The organism is Actinomyces wuliandei, from assembly GCF_004010955.1.
Taxonomy (GTDB): Bacteria; Actinomycetota; Actinomycetes; order Actinomycetales; family Actinomycetaceae; genus Actinomyces; species Actinomyces wuliandei.
The window spans coordinates 903,165-918,963 of record NZ_CP025227.1 but is presented as its reverse complement, the minus strand read 5'-3'; the positions used below and the strand labels follow the sequence as shown (position 1 = coordinate 918,963).

Annotated in this window: 10 protein-coding genes and 2 tRNA genes; 8 read left to right on the top strand and 4 right to left on the bottom strand. The window is 68.8% G+C overall.

The features are described from left to right. Nucleotides 1-175 precede the first annotated feature (175 nt). Both CWS50_RS03735 and CWS50_RS03730 read right to left on the bottom strand, forming a co-directional pair. Nucleotides 176-1,657 carry a GTPase gene (locus tag CWS50_RS03735; protein WP_127841716.1) on the bottom strand — a complete coding sequence of 494 codons (1,482 nt, stop codon included), beginning with the start codon at nt 1,655-1,657 and terminating at the stop codon, nt 176-178. Next, the gene (locus CWS50_RS03730) at nt 1,654-3,249 is read right to left on the bottom strand and encodes a GTPase domain-containing protein (RefSeq protein WP_127841715.1); all 1,596 of its coding nucleotides are present in this window, start codon (nt 3,247-3,249) and stop codon (nt 1,654-1,656) included. Before CWS50_RS03730 ends, CWS50_RS03735 begins: the two co-directional genes overlap by 4 nt. Before the next feature lie 221 nt (nt 3,250-3,470). Here CWS50_RS03730 and CWS50_RS03725 point away from each other — a divergent pair, with 221 nt between their 5' ends. Continuing rightward, complete coding sequence (locus CWS50_RS03725; protein ID WP_341472736.1) at nt 3,471-3,968, top strand: ImmA/IrrE family metallo-endopeptidase; 498 nt, start codon at nt 3,471-3,473, stop codon at nt 3,966-3,968. 132 nt (nt 3,969-4,100) lie between these two features. Here CWS50_RS03725 and CWS50_RS03720 read toward each other — a convergent pair. Both CWS50_RS03720 and CWS50_RS03715 read right to left on the bottom strand, forming a co-directional pair. Beyond that, nucleotides 4,101-4,176: transfer RNA gene (locus tag CWS50_RS03720), tRNA-Arg, on the bottom strand. A 126-nt stretch (nt 4,177-4,302) separates the two neighbouring features. Continuing rightward, nucleotides 4,303-6,975 carry a serine/threonine-protein kinase gene (locus CWS50_RS03715; protein ID WP_127841713.1) on the bottom strand — a complete coding sequence of 891 codons (2,673 nt, stop codon included), beginning with the start codon at nt 6,973-6,975 and terminating at the stop codon, nt 4,303-4,305. A 234-nt stretch (nt 6,976-7,209) separates the two neighbouring features. Between CWS50_RS03715 and orn the strand changes: the two genes are divergently transcribed. The 7 genes from orn to CWS50_RS03680 all read left to right on the top strand — a co-directional run bounded on the left by orn (nt 7,210) and on the right by CWS50_RS03680 (nt 15,767). After that, on the top strand, nt 7,210-7,860 hold the full coding sequence (gene orn, locus CWS50_RS03710) for an oligoribonuclease (protein ID WP_127843215.1): 651 nt from the start codon (nt 7,210-7,212) through the stop codon (nt 7,858-7,860). Between the two features lie 182 nt (nt 7,861-8,042). Continuing rightward, nucleotides 8,043-8,118: transfer RNA gene (locus CWS50_RS03705), tRNA-His, on the top strand. A gap of 434 nt (nt 8,119-8,552) precedes the next feature. Continuing rightward, a complete protein-coding gene (locus tag CWS50_RS03700; protein WP_206610463.1) occupies nt 8,553-9,227 on the top strand; it encodes a sugar transferase in 675 nt (224 codons plus the stop codon). Continuing rightward, nucleotides 9,224-10,468, top strand: coding sequence for an ATP-grasp domain-containing protein (locus CWS50_RS03695; RefSeq protein ID WP_127841712.1), 1,245 nt, complete (start codon nt 9,224-9,226; stop codon nt 10,466-10,468). Before CWS50_RS03700 ends, CWS50_RS03695 begins: the two co-directional genes overlap by 4 nt. After that, nucleotides 10,465-11,766 (top strand): ATP-grasp domain-containing protein, encoded by a 1,302-nt coding sequence (locus CWS50_RS03690; protein WP_127841711.1) that lies wholly within the window; start codon nt 10,465-10,467, stop codon nt 11,764-11,766. Before CWS50_RS03695 ends, CWS50_RS03690 begins: the two co-directional genes overlap by 4 nt. Next, complete coding sequence (locus CWS50_RS03685) at nt 11,763-13,007, top strand: glycosyltransferase (RefSeq protein WP_127841710.1); 1,245 nt, start codon at nt 11,763-11,765, stop codon at nt 13,005-13,007. The genes CWS50_RS03690 and CWS50_RS03685 overlap by 4 nt, the downstream gene beginning before the upstream one ends. Before the next feature lie 885 nt (nt 13,008-13,892). Continuing rightward, nucleotides 13,893-15,767, top strand: a complete 1,875-nt coding sequence (locus CWS50_RS03680) for a nucleoside-diphosphate sugar epimerase/dehydratase (protein WP_127841709.1) — start codon at nt 13,893-13,895, stop codon at nt 15,765-15,767. Nucleotides 15,768-15,799 lie beyond the last annotated feature (32 nt).

Below are 15,799 nucleotides of genomic sequence, written 5' to 3'. Positions count from 1 at the left end.
GCCCCGTGCCGCCCTTCGTGCCTCAAGCCTGCTACGGGTGCGCAGATCCTCGGCAGCGCAGAGCACCCTGCCTGTGGACCGGCCCCGTACCCAGGCACCTGTGGTGCCGTCCTCCGGTCGCACCGCCGAGCGCCACGTCACCCTGTCTCAGGCTCCTCGGCTCACAGCCTCAGTCTCACAGCCCCAGCGCAGACTGCAGCATCCCGTGGTGGTCCAGGACCCTGGAGGCGGGCAGGGTCAGGCCGCGCTCCACGACAGTACCAATGCGCGAGCGCACCAGCTGGGTGTAGCGGTCTGCCTCCTGACGGGCGCGACGGCGACGGCAGACCATGGCGGTCAGCGCTGCGACGACACCCACCGCCAGCAGCACAGCCGCAGGAAGAACACCCTCCCGACCCTGCAAGACCGCTGCGGCCGCCCAGGCCACGGCGCCCAGCACCAGGATCACCCCCGCCCACCAGAGCAGGTCGACCACAGGCTTGCGATGCCCTGGCAGGGGCACCGAGCTGACCGCCTCAGCCGCCCGACCCGCCAGGGTCTCAGGAGCGACGACCTCCCGGTCCAGGCTACGTCCCCAGACCTCGGGCAGCCCCTCGCAGGCACGGTGCACCCACGTAGCCCGTGCGGCCCTCACCGCGCTCAGGGCCGGCGGCTCCGGACGAGCCAGCGCCCGTGGAAGCACCCGGCCCAGACCGCTGCGTATCGAGTCCTCGACAGCGCGCGCACCGGAGGCCTGCAGCAGAGCCGCCTCAACGGCACGCGTGGCCTGCGGGTCAAGCTCGATCCGGTGGTCAGCCACCGTGGGCCGCAGTCGCCGCGCAATGGCGTCGAGCTCGGCCGAGGCGGTCCTGGCCGCGTTGGACTCCCGGGCGACCCGACGACGCAGCAGGTCACGAACCGCCTCCAGGTTGTCACCCCTCACGGCAGAGACGGGTAGAACCTGCACCTGTGTCAGCCCGTCCTGCCTCAGCAGGGAGCGGACATCCTCCAGAAGCGTCTCCAGCCCGCCCTCTGGGAGAGTGTCCACCTGGTTGACCAGGACCAGCATGTCCTCCTGACGTGCCCCCAGCCCGCGTAGGTACCCCTCGTGCAACGCGGCATCAGCGTACTTCTGGGGGTCCACGACCCACACCAGGATGTCAGCAAGCGGCACCAGGCGGTCCACCTGGAGAGAGTGCTCAGTAGTCACCGAGTCGTAGTCGGGAACGTCCAGGAGCACCAGCCCGCTCATCCTGTCCTGGTCAGCCGCGTCCAGGATGGAGTCACGACGAATACGCCTCTCGGAGGAGACGCCCAGAAAGTCCAGGAGGGCAGCCGCCTCGTCTCCCCAGGAGCAGGCCGCAGCACGCGACGTCGTGGGACGGCGGGCACCGACGTCGGCAAAATCCAGCTCAGTCAGCGCGTTGAACAAAGAGGACTTCCCAGAGCCGGTACCTCCGAAAAGAGCCACGACCGTGTGGTCCACCCCCAGGTCGAGCCGCTCGGCCACGGCGTCCAGGCCCTCGTGCGCCGACAGGGCGAGAGCAGCAGGAACCTCTGTCGGGCAGGCCTCCAGTCCCTCCCGGATTCTGGTGAGCCTGTTCTCCAGGTAGGCGGCGTCAAGGGCGGGAACCGGCTTGGCGGGAGCGGACTCGGCGTGACGAACTGGGTGACTCATGTCGCGGCTCCGGGACGTGTAAAGGGCTTGAGCTCACCGGACCTCAGCCGCAGCGCGGCCGCGAAGCCGGAGGCCGGGGCCAGGGAGGCAGCGGCTCCTGGGGGAAGTGCAGCGGTCAGCGCCTCGACGACCGCCTCCCCCAGAAGGCTCCTTGCTGTCTGCACCTGCTCACCTGCCCCGAGGTGACGAGCCGACTGGGCAGCGCCCTCGACACCGCTGGCCGCCGCGACCAGGAGATCGACAAAAGCGTGAGGAGCCAGCCCTCGAGGCGACTCAGTGAGATTGGCCCTCAGGTAGCCGCTCCACGACTCGATCGTCACGTCGGCGGGATCCCCGTGGCCCAGGGCACGAGCGGCACGGTCCCCGGCACCCGCCTCCCGCCACGCCTGCTCCGCCTGGCTCCTCAGAGAGATCATGGCAGCCTCCAGCTGTGCTGCGAGCGCCTGCCTGGCGTCCTCGGCCAGGACCGACAGGCCCCGCGCCCGCGCCTTCTCCGTCCTGCCCAGAAAGCCTCGACGTAGACGCCTGCCCTGCGCCAGGGCAGCCAGCGGCGCCCCTGAGGACGCCAGCGTGAGCCACCGAGTTGCGGTCGCGCCCTCCCCCGCTGCCCCCCGGTCGATATCAGCCCGGACCCGACCGATCGCCTCCTCCCGCAACGAGGTGTCCACCGCCTCCAGCTCCTGGGCGGCGGCCTCCTGGGCGTCAACGGCCTCAGCCAGGTCGGACAGGTCGTTGCGCAGAGCGGCCCACAGGCCTCGACCCGTACGACGTACCAGCCCGGCAGCACGGTGCCGCCCGGCCAGCAGCCGCAGCCAGTCACGCACCTCCGCCACCGCCGAGCCCTCCAGCATCCCCTCGTGCGGCCCGGCGTCGGGTACCACGAAGAACGGCGCCTCGGACAGGCCCAGGTCCTCAAGACGTGTCGTGAGGTCACGGCGCACCTCGGACAGGATCCTGGCCGGGGCACGGTTAAGGACGACAGCAATGGGTGTGTCCCGGGACGCCGCCTCCTCCAGGGTGGCCCAGGGGGTCTGGTCGCCGTAGCGCGCCGCAGTCGTGACGAAGAGCCACAGGTCGGCGGCGTCCAGCAGACGGCCTGCCAGCACCCGGTTGGCCTCGTGCACGGAGTCCAGGTCCGAGGCGTCGATGAGGGCCAGCCCAGGGGGTATGGCGTCAGAGACCACCTCCTCGCACGCCTCCCTCAGCGGGTGGTCCGCAAGCGACTCACGGTCCTCGGGGTTGACCACGAGGACAGGGACACGAGTAGTGGGACGAAGGACGCCGGCGTCAGAGACCTCCCGGCCGAGGACGGAGTTGACCAGCGTGGACTTGCCCGCCCCGGTAGAGCCTCCCACGACGACGACCGACGGGATGTCAGCGTCCTGCAGGCGAGGCAGGACCTGGTCACGTACCTGACCGGTCAGGCTGTCGCGGAGCCTGCGAGCCTCCTCGACACCGCGCGTCCTCAGCGGCAGGTCGAGCCTCTCCAGGTCCCGGAGGAGGTCGGTGAGGACCTCAAGCAGCTGGGCGCGGGACAGCGCGGAGACAGGGAGCTCGTCCTCGGCACGGTGCGGGGAGAGTGGAACGGGCATGAGCCAACCCTAGGAGCAGTGGGTAACAGAATCGACGATTGAGACCACGCGTTTGGGTCACGGTTACTGTAGCTTGGGGTCGGCTCGCCCCTGCCGTCCACACGCGGGCTCCCGCCCCCCGGTGGCTCACCTGTCCGACCAGCCCCTGTCAGCCACGCTGCCCCCAGGACCACCACCCCCGGCTCCGCCCAACCTTCGCTGGCGCTCAAGACGTCCCCAGGGTGGCACTCCGGCACGGCGCAGGCACAGACGTCGTCACGGCTCGGCAGCCCGCAGTCCCACCAGGGTCGACACCACTATCCTCGGGCACCGTGTGGAATCCCTGGCAGGCCCTTGCCCAGCAGCACCCCGATGTCGTCGTCGTTCACACGCGGCTGATGCCTCCGAGGACCCTGGGCCTGACCGATGGCAGGACGATCTGGCTAAGCACCGACCAGACCGTGGCGGAGAGACGCTGCACGCTCACGCACGAGCTCATCCACCTGGAGCGCGGTCACCACGGCTGCCAGCCTCCTCGCGTCGAGCGCTCGGTGGAGGCAGAGGCAGCCCGAAGGCTCATACCCACAGACCGTCTCCTGGCCACGCTCACCTGGGCACGCTCCGAGACCGAGGCCGCCGAGCAGCTGTGGGTCGACACCACCACCCTGCGCACACGTCTGGCCTGCCTCACCGATGCCGAGCGGCAGTGGCTCCGCCAGGAGGACACGCCGCAGGCCTGATGTACGCGACGTCCTGGACGCCCTGGCCCCGGGATGAGCGGCCAAAGCGTTGCGTAAGCGGGGCGCTACACCGCCCCACGTATTTGACATGGCGGAAGCGATGGGCGTAAAACCGCAATATCATGCGTTTCTTGGCGCCCCCGCCCGGACTCGAACCGGGAACCTGCGGATTAGAAGGCCGATGCTCTATCCATTGAGCTACGGAGGCACGTGCCAACACAGTGGGCACCACCCAAGCCTACGCCATGATGGGCAGCCGTCCCACCGGCCCCGCCCCCACGGCGACTTCAGAGCGGCCTCAGAGCGACCCCACAACGATCTCACGGCGGCATCGCTACGACCCGACCACCGACACCACGGCAAGATCCACCCGGGAGGAACCCGTCTGCGCCACCAGCAGCCTGCCGTCAGCCTCCCCGCTGCGCGGTGGCGCAAGGCCCACCATGGTGCCACGGACCTGCCACAGCGCGGTCCCGTCAGACAGGGAGTAGGCGACGACGGCGTCTCCCGTCTCGCGGGTGCTGGTCGAGGGCTGCCCCACCTGCACCAGGAGAGCCTCCCCGCGCAGTGCCCCGAGCACGTTGATGAAGCAGGCCTCGCCCGGGGAGCGGGCGGGGACCTCCAGCCGCGTCCCGTCGGCGGTGACGCTGCAGTCACTGGTGCTGACGACCGTCTCGACGGGCTCGTCGGGACCGAAGGCGTAGCGCGCCGAGGAGCTCTGGGCTGATGTGGTGTAGGCCTCCGCCAGGGACTGGGCGTCCAGGGGCGCGGAGAGGACGGAGACCCCCTGCGGGGAGTATGTCCCCTCCAGGGTCCGCGCCTCGGTCCCGTCGGAGTCGTAGATGGTCACACCGTTCTCAGTGACACGGGAGAAGGCCTCCTCCCCGGTAGTGATGTTGAACCCACCGGGGTACCGGGAGGCGAGGTCAGCCTGACCAGTCGGGGACTCGGGAGGCAGATCCGTGTCCTCCTCGGGAAAGTCAGGCTCCTCCTCGCGCACAGAGGCCAGGACCCTGCCGGAGGAGACAGAGACGACCTGCGTCTCCCCGAGCCCGCTGTCGTGGGTCAGGACGTAGCCGTTCCTGACGAGCCCCTCACGGTAGTCACCGTGGAGCCGCCACGCCACACTGCCCTCCGGCGTCATGGCGACAAGGTCTCCCCGGCCCCTCTCCTCGACAAGAATCGTGCGCGCGCTGGTCGCCCCCACCCACTCGAAGGAGGATGGCCCAGGAGGCTGCGACGTCGTGCCGTCCCTGTGTACCAGGATGCTGCTCGACGGGCTCTGGCACAGCAGGGAGTCGTCGTTCCAGAAGACCGCCGTCGTGCTGCACGTACCGGTCCACACCGCCGCACCGCCTGAGCCGGCGAGGTCGTAGAGGGACCACGCGCCGTCAGATCTGGCAGCGTACAGATCACCTCCCGGGGAGTTGACCCCCTCCGAGACCCCGGAGACGCGCAGGTCCTCGCTGACACCGTCTCCCGCTGGTACGGAGAACAGCCAGCCTGGGCCAGCGGTAACGGTCTCACGAGCCAGCCACCACCACGTCACCGCCGTTCCCGCCGCACCCACGGCGAGGACCAGGACGACCACGATGACGACAGGCACGAGCCTCCACCTGGAGCGCCCAGAGGACCTGGAGGACGAGGACCGCCCGCCCCCAGGGGCTCCCGCCACAGGAGGACCGCCCAGGAAGCCTCCCGCGTAGCCGTAGGCCGACAGAGTGGCACCGTCAGCCCCATCAGCACCGTCAGCACTACGGCCCGGGGTGCCCCCCGCTCGGCTGCTCCTGCTGCCCACGCCCCCCGGCCCGTACGGGGCCGTCTCCGAGGCCCCGGCTAACGGCAGGGCGAGCGTCCCGTCAGGGCCGCCAGGAGCCGCGCCGGGCCACCTCGCAGCACAGGAGTCGGAGGAGGAGCCGGGAGACGCCCCCGGGGGCTGCGTCTGCCGTGCCAGGGGCAGGGTGGGACTTGCAGTCACGGCAACCGTGGCCTCCTGGACAGGCCCGGCCTCCCCCGCACCTGCCCCTGCTGAGCGCCCGGGGTCGCGCTCCGCGTCCCACTCGTAGGGGACAGGAGACACGCTCGACCGCGGAGGCTGGGCAAGAACCGGTGCGGCAGGCAGGTCCTCCAGCCGACTGCGCATCACCGTGAGCCGACGGGCAACCTCCTCGGCGCCGGGGCGCGCAGCAGGCTGCTTGCTCAGCATCAAGACGACCAGCTCCCAGAGGGGGTCTGGGATGCCCTGAGGACGTCCCGGGTCGCGCCGGGCGTGCTGTGCCAGCAGCTGGGGCGCCTGCCCGACGAAGGGAGGGGTCCCGCAGGCCATCTGGTAGAGCACGACTCCCAGCGAGTACACGTCCGCCGCCGCCGTCGGGGGCTGCGACGAGAGGATCTCGGGAGCCATGTACAGCGGAGTCCCGACCGCGCCCGTGGCATGAGCGGCGGCAATGGTGTCGCAGATGCGAGCCACGCCGAAGTCGGCGACCCGGGGCCTGGCCCAGCTCCCGCCAGGCAGCCGCACCGGGAAGGCGGAGGCGGCTCCCGGACCTCCCTGCGGCACCCCCACCGGTTCCAGCAGGATATTGGCAGGCTTGACGTCACGGTGCACCACCCCTGCCTCGTGCACCGCAGCCAGGCCCTGAGCGACACCCGCGCCCAGTCCGGCCAGGTCCCCGGGCCTGAGGGACCCCCGCTCCCGGACAAGGGCACGTAGGTCACCTCCCCCCACATAGTCCATGACGATCGCAAAGGTGGACCCCTCGATGACGACGTCACGGATCGTCACCACGAAGGGGCTGCGCACCCGCATCAGGGTGGAGCGCTCCTTGATGAAGCCCTCGACCACGCCAGGAGTGTCCACCAGCTCCGCACGCAGCACCTTGAAGGCCAGGACCTCGCCCGAGTCCACGCGTCGACCGCTCCACACCTCCCCCTGCGCCCCGGCACCGATGCGGTGCTCCAGCACGTAGGAGCTGCCCAGGCTACGGGGAGCTGGCACGTCAGTCATCACGGCTCCAGGAGGTCATCAGGCATCGGGTGGCAGGGAGCACCTGCACCCGTGACCTTACCGTCACTGCCCTCGTCCCGTCCCACAGCACCGGCAGCCCAACCCAGGCCTGCTGGGCACTCCCTGCGGAGAGTCAGGCCCCCTGCGCCCACGGCCTGGTCCTGCGACGCCGTCGCGGCTCCATCGACAAGACAACTGGCAGGACGGCTATGGTATGGGTCTGTGAGCCGACAGATGACGACCTCCGACCCGCTCGTGTGGGTCGACTGCGAGATGACCGGCCTGGACCTGGGCACCGACGCGCTCATTGAAGTTGCTGTCGTCGTGACTGACTACGACCTCAGGCCTCTGGCCGAGGGCATCGACGTCCTCATCCGCCCCCCGGAGGAGGCGCTGCGGACCATGAGCGACCACGTGCGGGCCATGCACACCTCCTCCGGGCTGCTGGACGAGCTGCGCAGCGGGCTCAGTATCGACCAGGCCTGCAGCACGGTCATGGGCTACGTCAGGACCCTGGTCCCCGATCCGGGAACCGCGCAGCTGGCCGGCAACTCTGTCGGCACGGACAAGTCGTTCCTGGCACGCGACATGCCTGAGCTTATCAACCACCTGCACTACCGGGTCATTGATGTCTCCTCCATCAAGGAGCTGGCCAAGCGCTGGTACCCACGCACCTTCTTCCACGCCCCGGACAAGGTCGGCGGCCACCGCGCCCTGGCTGACGTGCTGGAGTCCATCGACGAGCTGCGCTACTACCGCTCCATACTCTTCCCCCAGGGCGAGGGCCCCTCCTCCGAGGAGTGCAAGGCAGCGGCGGCGGCCGTGACGGCCAGCCCCACCTCCCAGGTCCGCCGTACCCCGTCTGCGTCCGCTCCTGCGTCCTGACCCTGTCGACGGACGGCCTCACAAGCACCCGGCCCACCCAGACCTGGCCGCGTCCTGCGTCGCCGGGAAGGTCGCCTGAGGGCGTTGACCCGCCGACGTGACACAGCGCACCGGGGCCTCATTTGGCCCCGGCGGCGGCAAGCCGATAAAGTACCAACCTGTTGCGAGGGCTCTCGCACACGGTGGCTGTAGCTCAGTCGGCAGAGCGCCTGGTTGTGGTCCAGGAGGTCGCGGGTTCAAACCCCGTCAGCCACCCCAGGGCATCCAGAGTCGCCACTGACCACGAGCCGCGGCTCCCGGTCACTGACGCCGTCACCACCGCCACGTCAAGAAGCAAGGACGCCTCTCTGCGGCTCAGCGCACTCGCCGCCGCACTCCCTGATGACGCCTTTCGACGGCCTCGCCCCGGCAGGCGTGTGGCACCGACGGTGGTCTCCCCGCCCGCCAACGGCGGCCGCCGGACAGGCACGGGAGCCGCTCCCGGCTTGCCTGGGCACGACACACCGGGACGTCGTCCTCCCGCCCCTGAGCCGACCACAGATTTCTCCGTGTACACTCGCAATAAATTATCACGAACCGGTCACCCCCGTGGCACGACACGTACACGCGCGACGGACGCGCAGCGTCCCAGGCCACGGCCGGAGCAGCGGGGACCCTGTACGAACGGGGCCGACACAAGAGAGGCAGGCGATGTGACCACCAGCGACACGAGGGACGTGCTGTCAGGACCGAGCGGCACTGGCACCACCTGGACAGAGTCAAGGTCCTTCTACGCCCGCTACGGCAAACGTGCCGTGGACCTGGCAGCGGCTGTGGCCGCCCTACCCGCCCTTGGCGTGCTCACCATCGGCGTCAGCGTCGCCGTCGCGCTGGACGACCGCGGACCGGTCTTCTTCCGGCAGGAGCGCTGGGGGCGGCAGGGCAGGCCCTTCAGAATCGTCAAGTTCCGTTCCATGTCCGTGGGTGCGCGCGACGTACGCAACGCAGACTCCTCCACACTGGCCAGCCGTCACGACTCCAGGGTCACGCGCGTAGGCAGGGTTCTACGTCTGACCTCTGTCGATGAGGTGCCGCAGATCATCAACGTCCTCAGGGGAGAGATGAGCCTCATCGGCCCCCGTCCCAACCTCGCCACCAAGCCCCTGGAGAGCATGGGGCCCAACGAGCGGCGACGGCTGTCCGTGAGACCGGGGATCACCGGCTACAACCAGGCCTTCTACCGCAACTCCTCCTCCCTGGAGGAACGCTACTCGGCTGACTGCTACTACGTGGACAACCTGTCCCTGGGCCTGGACCTGAGGATCCTGGCACGCACGCTGCGCACCGTCCTGGCACGGGAGCAGGTCTACACCGAGGAGAACCGATGACCACTGCCCCTGACAGCCTGCCCGCAAGCCCGTCCCCGCGTGCCGCAGACCACCACGGGCGCCGAGTCCTGGTCCTGGGCGCCTCGCTGCTGCAGGTTCCCATGATTCACCGTGCCCGTGACCTCGGCATGCGGCCAGTTGTCGTGGACATGGACCCGTCGGCACCAGGAGCCCCGCTGGCGGAGGAGTTCCACGCCGTCAGCACCAACGACATCGAGGCCGTCCTCGCCGTGGCCCGCGAGCACAGGGTTGACGGCGTCGCGACCGTGGGCACCGACATGCCGGTGCGCACCATTGCCGCTGTGGCACAGGCGCTGGGGCTGCCCGGCGTCTCCCCGGCCACAGCACTGACCTGTACCGACAAGGCAGTCATGGCCCAGGCCTTTGCCGACTCCGCCCTGCCCCACCCCGCGTTCACGACCGTCTCCGGGCTGGAAGGGCTGGAGGAGGCGGTCGCACAGATCGGTCTGCCCTGCATCCTCAAGCCCCCGGACTCCTCCGGAAGCAGAGGAGTCGTCCAGGTCAGCTCCGCCGCCCAGCTGCCCACCGCCCTTGACTACACCAGGGGCGTCTCAGCATCGGGACAGGTCCTCGTCGAGGAGCTCCTCACCGGCCCCGAGATCAGCTGCGAGGTCCTGTGCATCGCCGGCACCGCCCATGTCGTCGCCCTCACCGACAAGGCCACAACTGGTGCCCCGCACTTCATCGAGACCGGGCACACCCAGCCTGCCGTCCTGGACGAGCCGACCACCGAAGCTGTCACCCACCTTGTCCAGGACACAGTCGAGGCGACAGGGATCACTGACGGACCGGCTCACATCGAGATGATCCTGACCGAGACCGGGCCCCGGCTTGTCGAGCTGGGGGCGCGGATGGCCGGGGACTTCGTCGCCTCCCACCTGGTCCCGCTGACCACCGGGGTGGACTTTATCGGCCTGGTGCTGCGCCAGGCCTGTGGGGAGCCCATCGATCCTCCCACGCCGCGACCGCAGGGCGGAGCGGTGCGCTTCCTTGACGCCCCCCAGGGGACGCTCTGCGGCTTTCACGGTCTTACCCAGGCACGTGAGCTACCTGGTGTGCAGGAGGTGATTCCCCTGGCCCGGGCAGGACAGCACATCAGCGGCCTGCACTCAAGCACCGACCGTGTCGGTGTGGTCATCGCCCAGGGGAAGGACCACAACGACGCAGCACGCGTCTGCGAAGCGGCCAGGAATCTCATCACCGTGGAGGTACAGCCATGAGCACCCCAGACCAGCACCACCCGGAGACACGCCAGGGGCCGGCCTCAGGGCGCCGCGTCCTTGTCATCGGCGCAGGGCGCGGGCAGACCGGCCTCATCCGCGCCGTCAAACGCCTGGGCGCCACCGCAGTCGTCGCCACCCGCGTCGAGCCGCACCTGCCCGGGATCGCCGAGGCCGACGAGGTCCTGGCTGCCGACATCCTCGCCATCGACGACGTCGTGGACGGGGCACGGCAGGCCGGGGTCGACGCAGTCGCTACCAGCTGCCTGGACACCGGGCTGGAGGCCCTGGGCGCAGTGGCCGACGCCCTGGGACTGCGCGGACTGAGCCGCCAGGCTGCACGCCTGTGCTCCGACAAGCTGGCGATGAAGGAGCGGCTGGAGGAGGCGGGTGTCCCGACCGCAGCCTACGTGGCGGTCTCCTCCTACGAGCAGGTCGGCCCCGCGCTGGAACGCACCGGACTGCCCGCAGTAGTCAAGGCCACCGACCTTCAGGGCTCCAGCGGGGTCTTCATGGTGGGCACACCAGAGGAGGCGGCACAGGCATGGACCAGGGCCGCCAGCCTCAGCAGAGGCGGACGCGTCATCATCGAGCGTCTGCTGACAGGCCGCGAGTTCGGCGCACAGGCTTTCGTCCACGGCGACCGGGTGCTCCACGTCACCGTCCACGGGGACGACCTCGCTGCGGGAGAGGTGCCCGTACCTGTGGGCCACCACGTCCCGATTGAGGCCGACCCTGGGCTGCTGGAGCAGGCCGACCAGGTTGTCCGGCAGGCCGTTGGCGCCCTAGGCCTGCGCGACTGCGCGGTCAACGTCGACCTCATGGAGTGCGACGGCGTTGTGCACCTCATCGAGCTGACTGGTCGTGCCGGCGCCAACGGCCTGCCCGAGCTCATGTCCACGGTCTACGGCCTGGACTACTACGAGATGGTTGCCCGTGAGGCCCTGGACCTTGACGTCCTGGAGACATGGCGAGGCCGCTCCCCCTGGGACGGCGCTGCCCTGGCAGCCATGCTCATCGACGCTGACGCGCGGGGCACCGTCACCGGCATCCGGCGTCCTGACACGCTGCCCGAGTGGGTCACCAACTTGCAGGTCTTCACGCGCGTGGGCGACGTCCTGGAGGGGTTCACCTCCTCCAACGACTGCCTGGGCCAGGTGGTAGTTCGAGGATCCACCCTGGAGGAGTGCCGCGAGCGTGCCGCACGCATCAAGGCACAGGTGGTCCTGGACACGGACAGCACGGGAGCAGGTGCACGCACAGGTGAGGAAGCCTCCACGCCGGGGGCACGATCATGAGGCGTCTGGTCCTCCTTGCCAACGCCTTCCCCTTCGGTACCTGGGAGACCTTCCTGGAGACCGAGCTGGACTACATGGGCGGCTTCGACGCGGTCGAGGTCATGTCCCTGTCGGTGCGTGCGGACCAGCGGCTGCGCAGGCGCCCGCTGCCGCACGCCAGCATGCGCGCTCACCCGATCGCCTTCCGCTCCCGGGTCTTCTACCTGCTGGCGTCAGTTCGTGCCCTGCCAGACGTCAACCTCTACAAGGAGCTGCGTCACCTGCACCGCACCGGGCGCCTCAGCGCCGCACGAGTGGTGACCCTGTTCGTGTTCCTCAGCCGCGCCCACCACGAGGCCCGGGTCTGCCGCCGCCTCCTGACGCAGGCAGGTGCCCGTGACGACGAGATCGTGTTCTACTCCTACCGGTTCAACTACCAGCCCTACCTCGTCTGGCTGCTGCGTCACCACTTCCCGCAATCAGTCTCAGTTGCACGGGCGCACCGCGCTGACCTGTACGAGGAGCTGGCACCGACGGAGTACCTGCCGCTGCGTGAGCACACCGTCGCCCACCTGAAGAGGATCTACTGCATCGCCGACCACGGCAGGGAGTACCTTGCCAGCAGGTTCCCCTGGGCCAGAGACAAGACCGTCGTCGCCCGGCTGGGCACCGCCGACCACGGCACCGCCTCACAGTGGCCGTCACGATCCCCCCTGAGGGTTGTCAGCTGCTCCACCATCACCCCGGTCAAGCGTCTGGAGCTCCTCCTTGAGGCCCTGGCAGGGTCCAGGCACCCTGTCGAGTGGGAGCACTTCGGCGAGGGGCCGTTGCGTGACAGCCTTGAGCACAGGGCACAGTCCCTCCTCCCCCCGCACGTGTCGCTCAGGCTGCACGGGTTCGTCAGCAACACCCAGCTCGTCAGAAGCTACGTCGACCAGGCACGCCACGTGCTGGTCAACGTCAGCTCCTCGGAGGGCGTCCCCGTCTCAATCATGGAGGCCATGTCCACCGGGATACCAGTCATCGCCACGGACGTCGGCGGTACCGGGGAGATCGTCCTCGACGGGGTCAACGGCATCCTGCTTCCCGCCGACCCGTCTCCTGCGCAGGTCCGGCAGGCCGTGGAGCGCATAGCCGCCATGGACGACGGTGACTACACACGGCTGCGCCAGGCGGCTCGCCGCACCTGGCAGGAGCGTTGTGACGCTCGTCACCTGTACGCGACCTTCGCGGCGGAGCTCACCGGACTCAGCCAGCGGTAGCAGCCCCGGGGCGGCCTCTCTCCTCGCCACCGGTCTGGTGGCGAGGAGAGAGGCCGCCCCAGTTTGTGGGCAGCAACGCCTACAGAACCGCCTGTGGATCCCGCCACCTCAACCAGGGCGCAGCCGACAGTCCTATCCAGACGTACTGCCCGCTAAACACCTGCGCAAGCAAAGACCGGCACCGCACCGCATTCTTTTCATCGACACCCAACCAGCAGAGAGAGGAGCGGACGACCACCATCTTTAGAGGTTTCCTCAACCGTAAATGCGGCCAGTGGGGCGATAAACACAATTCTATGACCACTCACTGAAACAAGGCTCAAAACTTCCAGAGAGAACACCTGCCCACTGAACCCCTGATAGGGTCGGCGCCCCCAACTGCAAGACCGGGTGCACCCGTTTTAGTCCGGCGCGACACGCCGACGGGAGCCTGGCGGGAACAGCCCGGTCGACCGCACCGGACGAACCGCAAAGACACCAGCCACAGAGACGTCAAGGCGGGAGCAACAGCGGCAGGAGGAGCGCGCCCTATCGAGGGTGGGAGCCGGGAGACCCTCGCGACGCGGCGATGTGGTAAAAAGCACCGCCGCCATCACCATGAGAGAAGCGTCGCGAATCAATCGCGCGCCATCAGGACGTTCTTCGCTCAGATCAGCTGGTCAGGGGCCGCATAAGACACCTCTGTCGGACTTCTCCCAGACAGATACATCGTCCCACCCAGAAAGTGTGACATAGTTATGGTGATGTTATTGCCCCGTTCCTTGCGCCGCCCAGCCGCCCCGAACGGATTCCACCGGCCATCGGCACGCCGTGCGCCCGGAGCGAGGCAGCACACAGCGCAGGTCGCCGCCAGGCGGCCCGGAGCCCGAAAGCGAGTATTCAGCCATGAGGATCAGCAAGAGGCAGGCCGTCATCGCCCCGACGACCGACACACTGGGCTGGATCGTGTCGGGGCTCGTGGTACACGGCCTCGACACCACCCCGCCAGCCCTCCCTACCGTCGCCATCGTCGTGTTCCTGCTCACCGCAGCGACAACAAACCTGCTGCTCGGGAGACTGGTCCTGCTCACCTACCGGAGGCGGTTCCGTACCGCCTCCTTCGAAGAGGCCACCGCGCTTGCCTGTCAGTACGCCATCGCCACGCTGGCAGGCGCACTGGCCGTTACCGCGTGGTCAGCCGTCACCGACCAGGCATTCTCCGTGCTCGCCATCGTGGCGATCCCCTGGGTCAGCCTGGCTCTCGCCCTGCTGGCACGCTTCACTGTGCGGGCGAGCCGCACCTACGCCAAGGCCCAGGCTTACCAGCGTGCCGCGCACAACCGGGACCGGGTCATCATCCTGGGCGCCGGAGAGGTCGGCGGACAGATCGTCCGCCTCACCAAGGACGACGCCGCCTCCCCCTTCGTCCCTGTCGGCCTGGTCGACGACGACACGACGAAGAAGTACCTGCGCCTGCACGGCGTGCCCGTCCTGGGCACCATCGACTCGCTGGTCTCCTGCTGCCAGCAGAAGGACGTGCGCACCGTGATCATCGCGATCGCCGACCTTCCCACCGAGCGGCTCAGGCAGGTCACGCAGGAGTGCGCCCGCAACGGCATCAAGACGATGACCATCGTGCCCGTACGCGAGATCGCGCGACGCCGGATCCAGTTCTCTGACATCAAGGACATCGACCTGGCCGACGTGCTGGGCAGGCGCGAGGTCAACATCGACCTGTCGAGGATCAGCGAGTACATCGCAGGCAAGTCGGTCCTGGTCACCGGTGCAGGAGGGTCAATCGGGTCCGAGATCGCCCGCCAGCTGCACCGTATCGGCCCACGCGACCTTGTCCTGCTCGACCGCGACGAGTCCGCCCTCCACACGACCCAGCTCGACATCTACAACAAGGGCCTGCTGGACACCCGGGACATCGTCCTGTGCGACATCCGTGACAAGGAGGCCCTGCGCCAGGTGTTCCAGGAGCACCGCCCGGAGGTCGTCTTCCACGCTGCGGCCCTCAAGCACCTGCCGCTGCTGGAGCAGTACCCCGACGAAGGGTGGAAGACCAACGTGCTTGGCACGAGGAACGTCCTGGAGCTCTCCGAGGAGACAGCCGTGACGACCCTGGTCAACATCTCCACCGACAAGGCGGCCGACCCGACCTCGGTCCTGGGGCGCACCAAGCACGTCGCTGAGCAGATGACCACCTCTATCGCCCTGGACAAGGGGCTGCGCTTCGTCTCAGTCCGATTCGGCAACGTGCTGGGCTCACGAGGCTCGATGCTGTGGACCTTCAAGCACCAGATCGACAGCGGCGGCCCCGTCACGGTGACTGACCCACGGGTGGAGAGGTACTTCATGACCATCCCTGAGGCGTGCCAACTCGTCCTCCACGCCGGCGCCATCGGCCGCCCCGGGGACACGATGGTGCTGGACATGGGGGACCCCGTCCGGATCCTTGACGTCGCCCAGAGGCTCATTGCCCAGTCGGGCAACGACGTCGAGGTCGAGTTCACCGGCCTGCGACCGGGTGAGAAGCTCTCTGAGGATCTCATCGCCACCGACGAGGACGGCATCCGCCCCTTCCACCCACTCATCAGCCACGTACGGGTGGAGCCGGTCGCCCCGCACAGGCTCGACACGGTTCGGGAGTGGACCTACGGCGCAGCAGTCAGTGCCAAGGCCGTCGGGAAGGGTGTTGAGGGGGAGGTCACGGGCACCGCCGCGCAGGAGGAGCAGGCTCAGCCTGTCGCCATGTCGCACAGTGGGGTCCCGCACTAGGTCCACCTCAGCGCCTGCACACCCACGACACG

Bases quoted from the DNA above. Each gene is read 5' to 3' on its own strand.
- CWS50_RS03735 (WP_127841716.1), bottom strand. From the start codon at position 1,657: ATGAGTCACCCAGTTCGTCACGCCGAGTCCGCTCCCGCCAAGCCGGTT.
- CWS50_RS03730 (WP_127841715.1), bottom strand. From the start codon at position 3,249: ATGCCCGTTCCACTCTCCCCGCACCGTGCCGAGGACGAGCTCCCTGTC.
- CWS50_RS03715 (WP_127841713.1), bottom strand. From the start codon at position 6,975: ATGACTGACGTGCCAGCTCCCCGTAGCCTGGGCAGCTCCTACGTGCTG.
- orn (WP_127843215.1), top strand. From the start codon at position 7,210: ATGACGACCTCCGACCCGCTCGTGTGGGTCGACTGCGAGATGACCGGC.
- CWS50_RS03695 (WP_127841712.1), top strand. From the start codon at position 9,224: ATGACCACTGCCCCTGACAGCCTGCCCGCAAGCCCGTCCCCGCGTGCC.
- CWS50_RS03690 (WP_127841711.1), top strand. From the start codon at position 10,465: ATGAGCACCCCAGACCAGCACCACCCGGAGACACGCCAGGGGCCGGCC.
- CWS50_RS03685 (WP_127841710.1), top strand. From the start codon at position 11,763: ATGAGGCGTCTGGTCCTCCTTGCCAACGCCTTCCCCTTCGGTACCTGG.
- CWS50_RS03680 (WP_127841709.1), top strand. From the start codon at position 13,893: ATGAGGATCAGCAAGAGGCAGGCCGTCATCGCCCCGACGACCGACACA.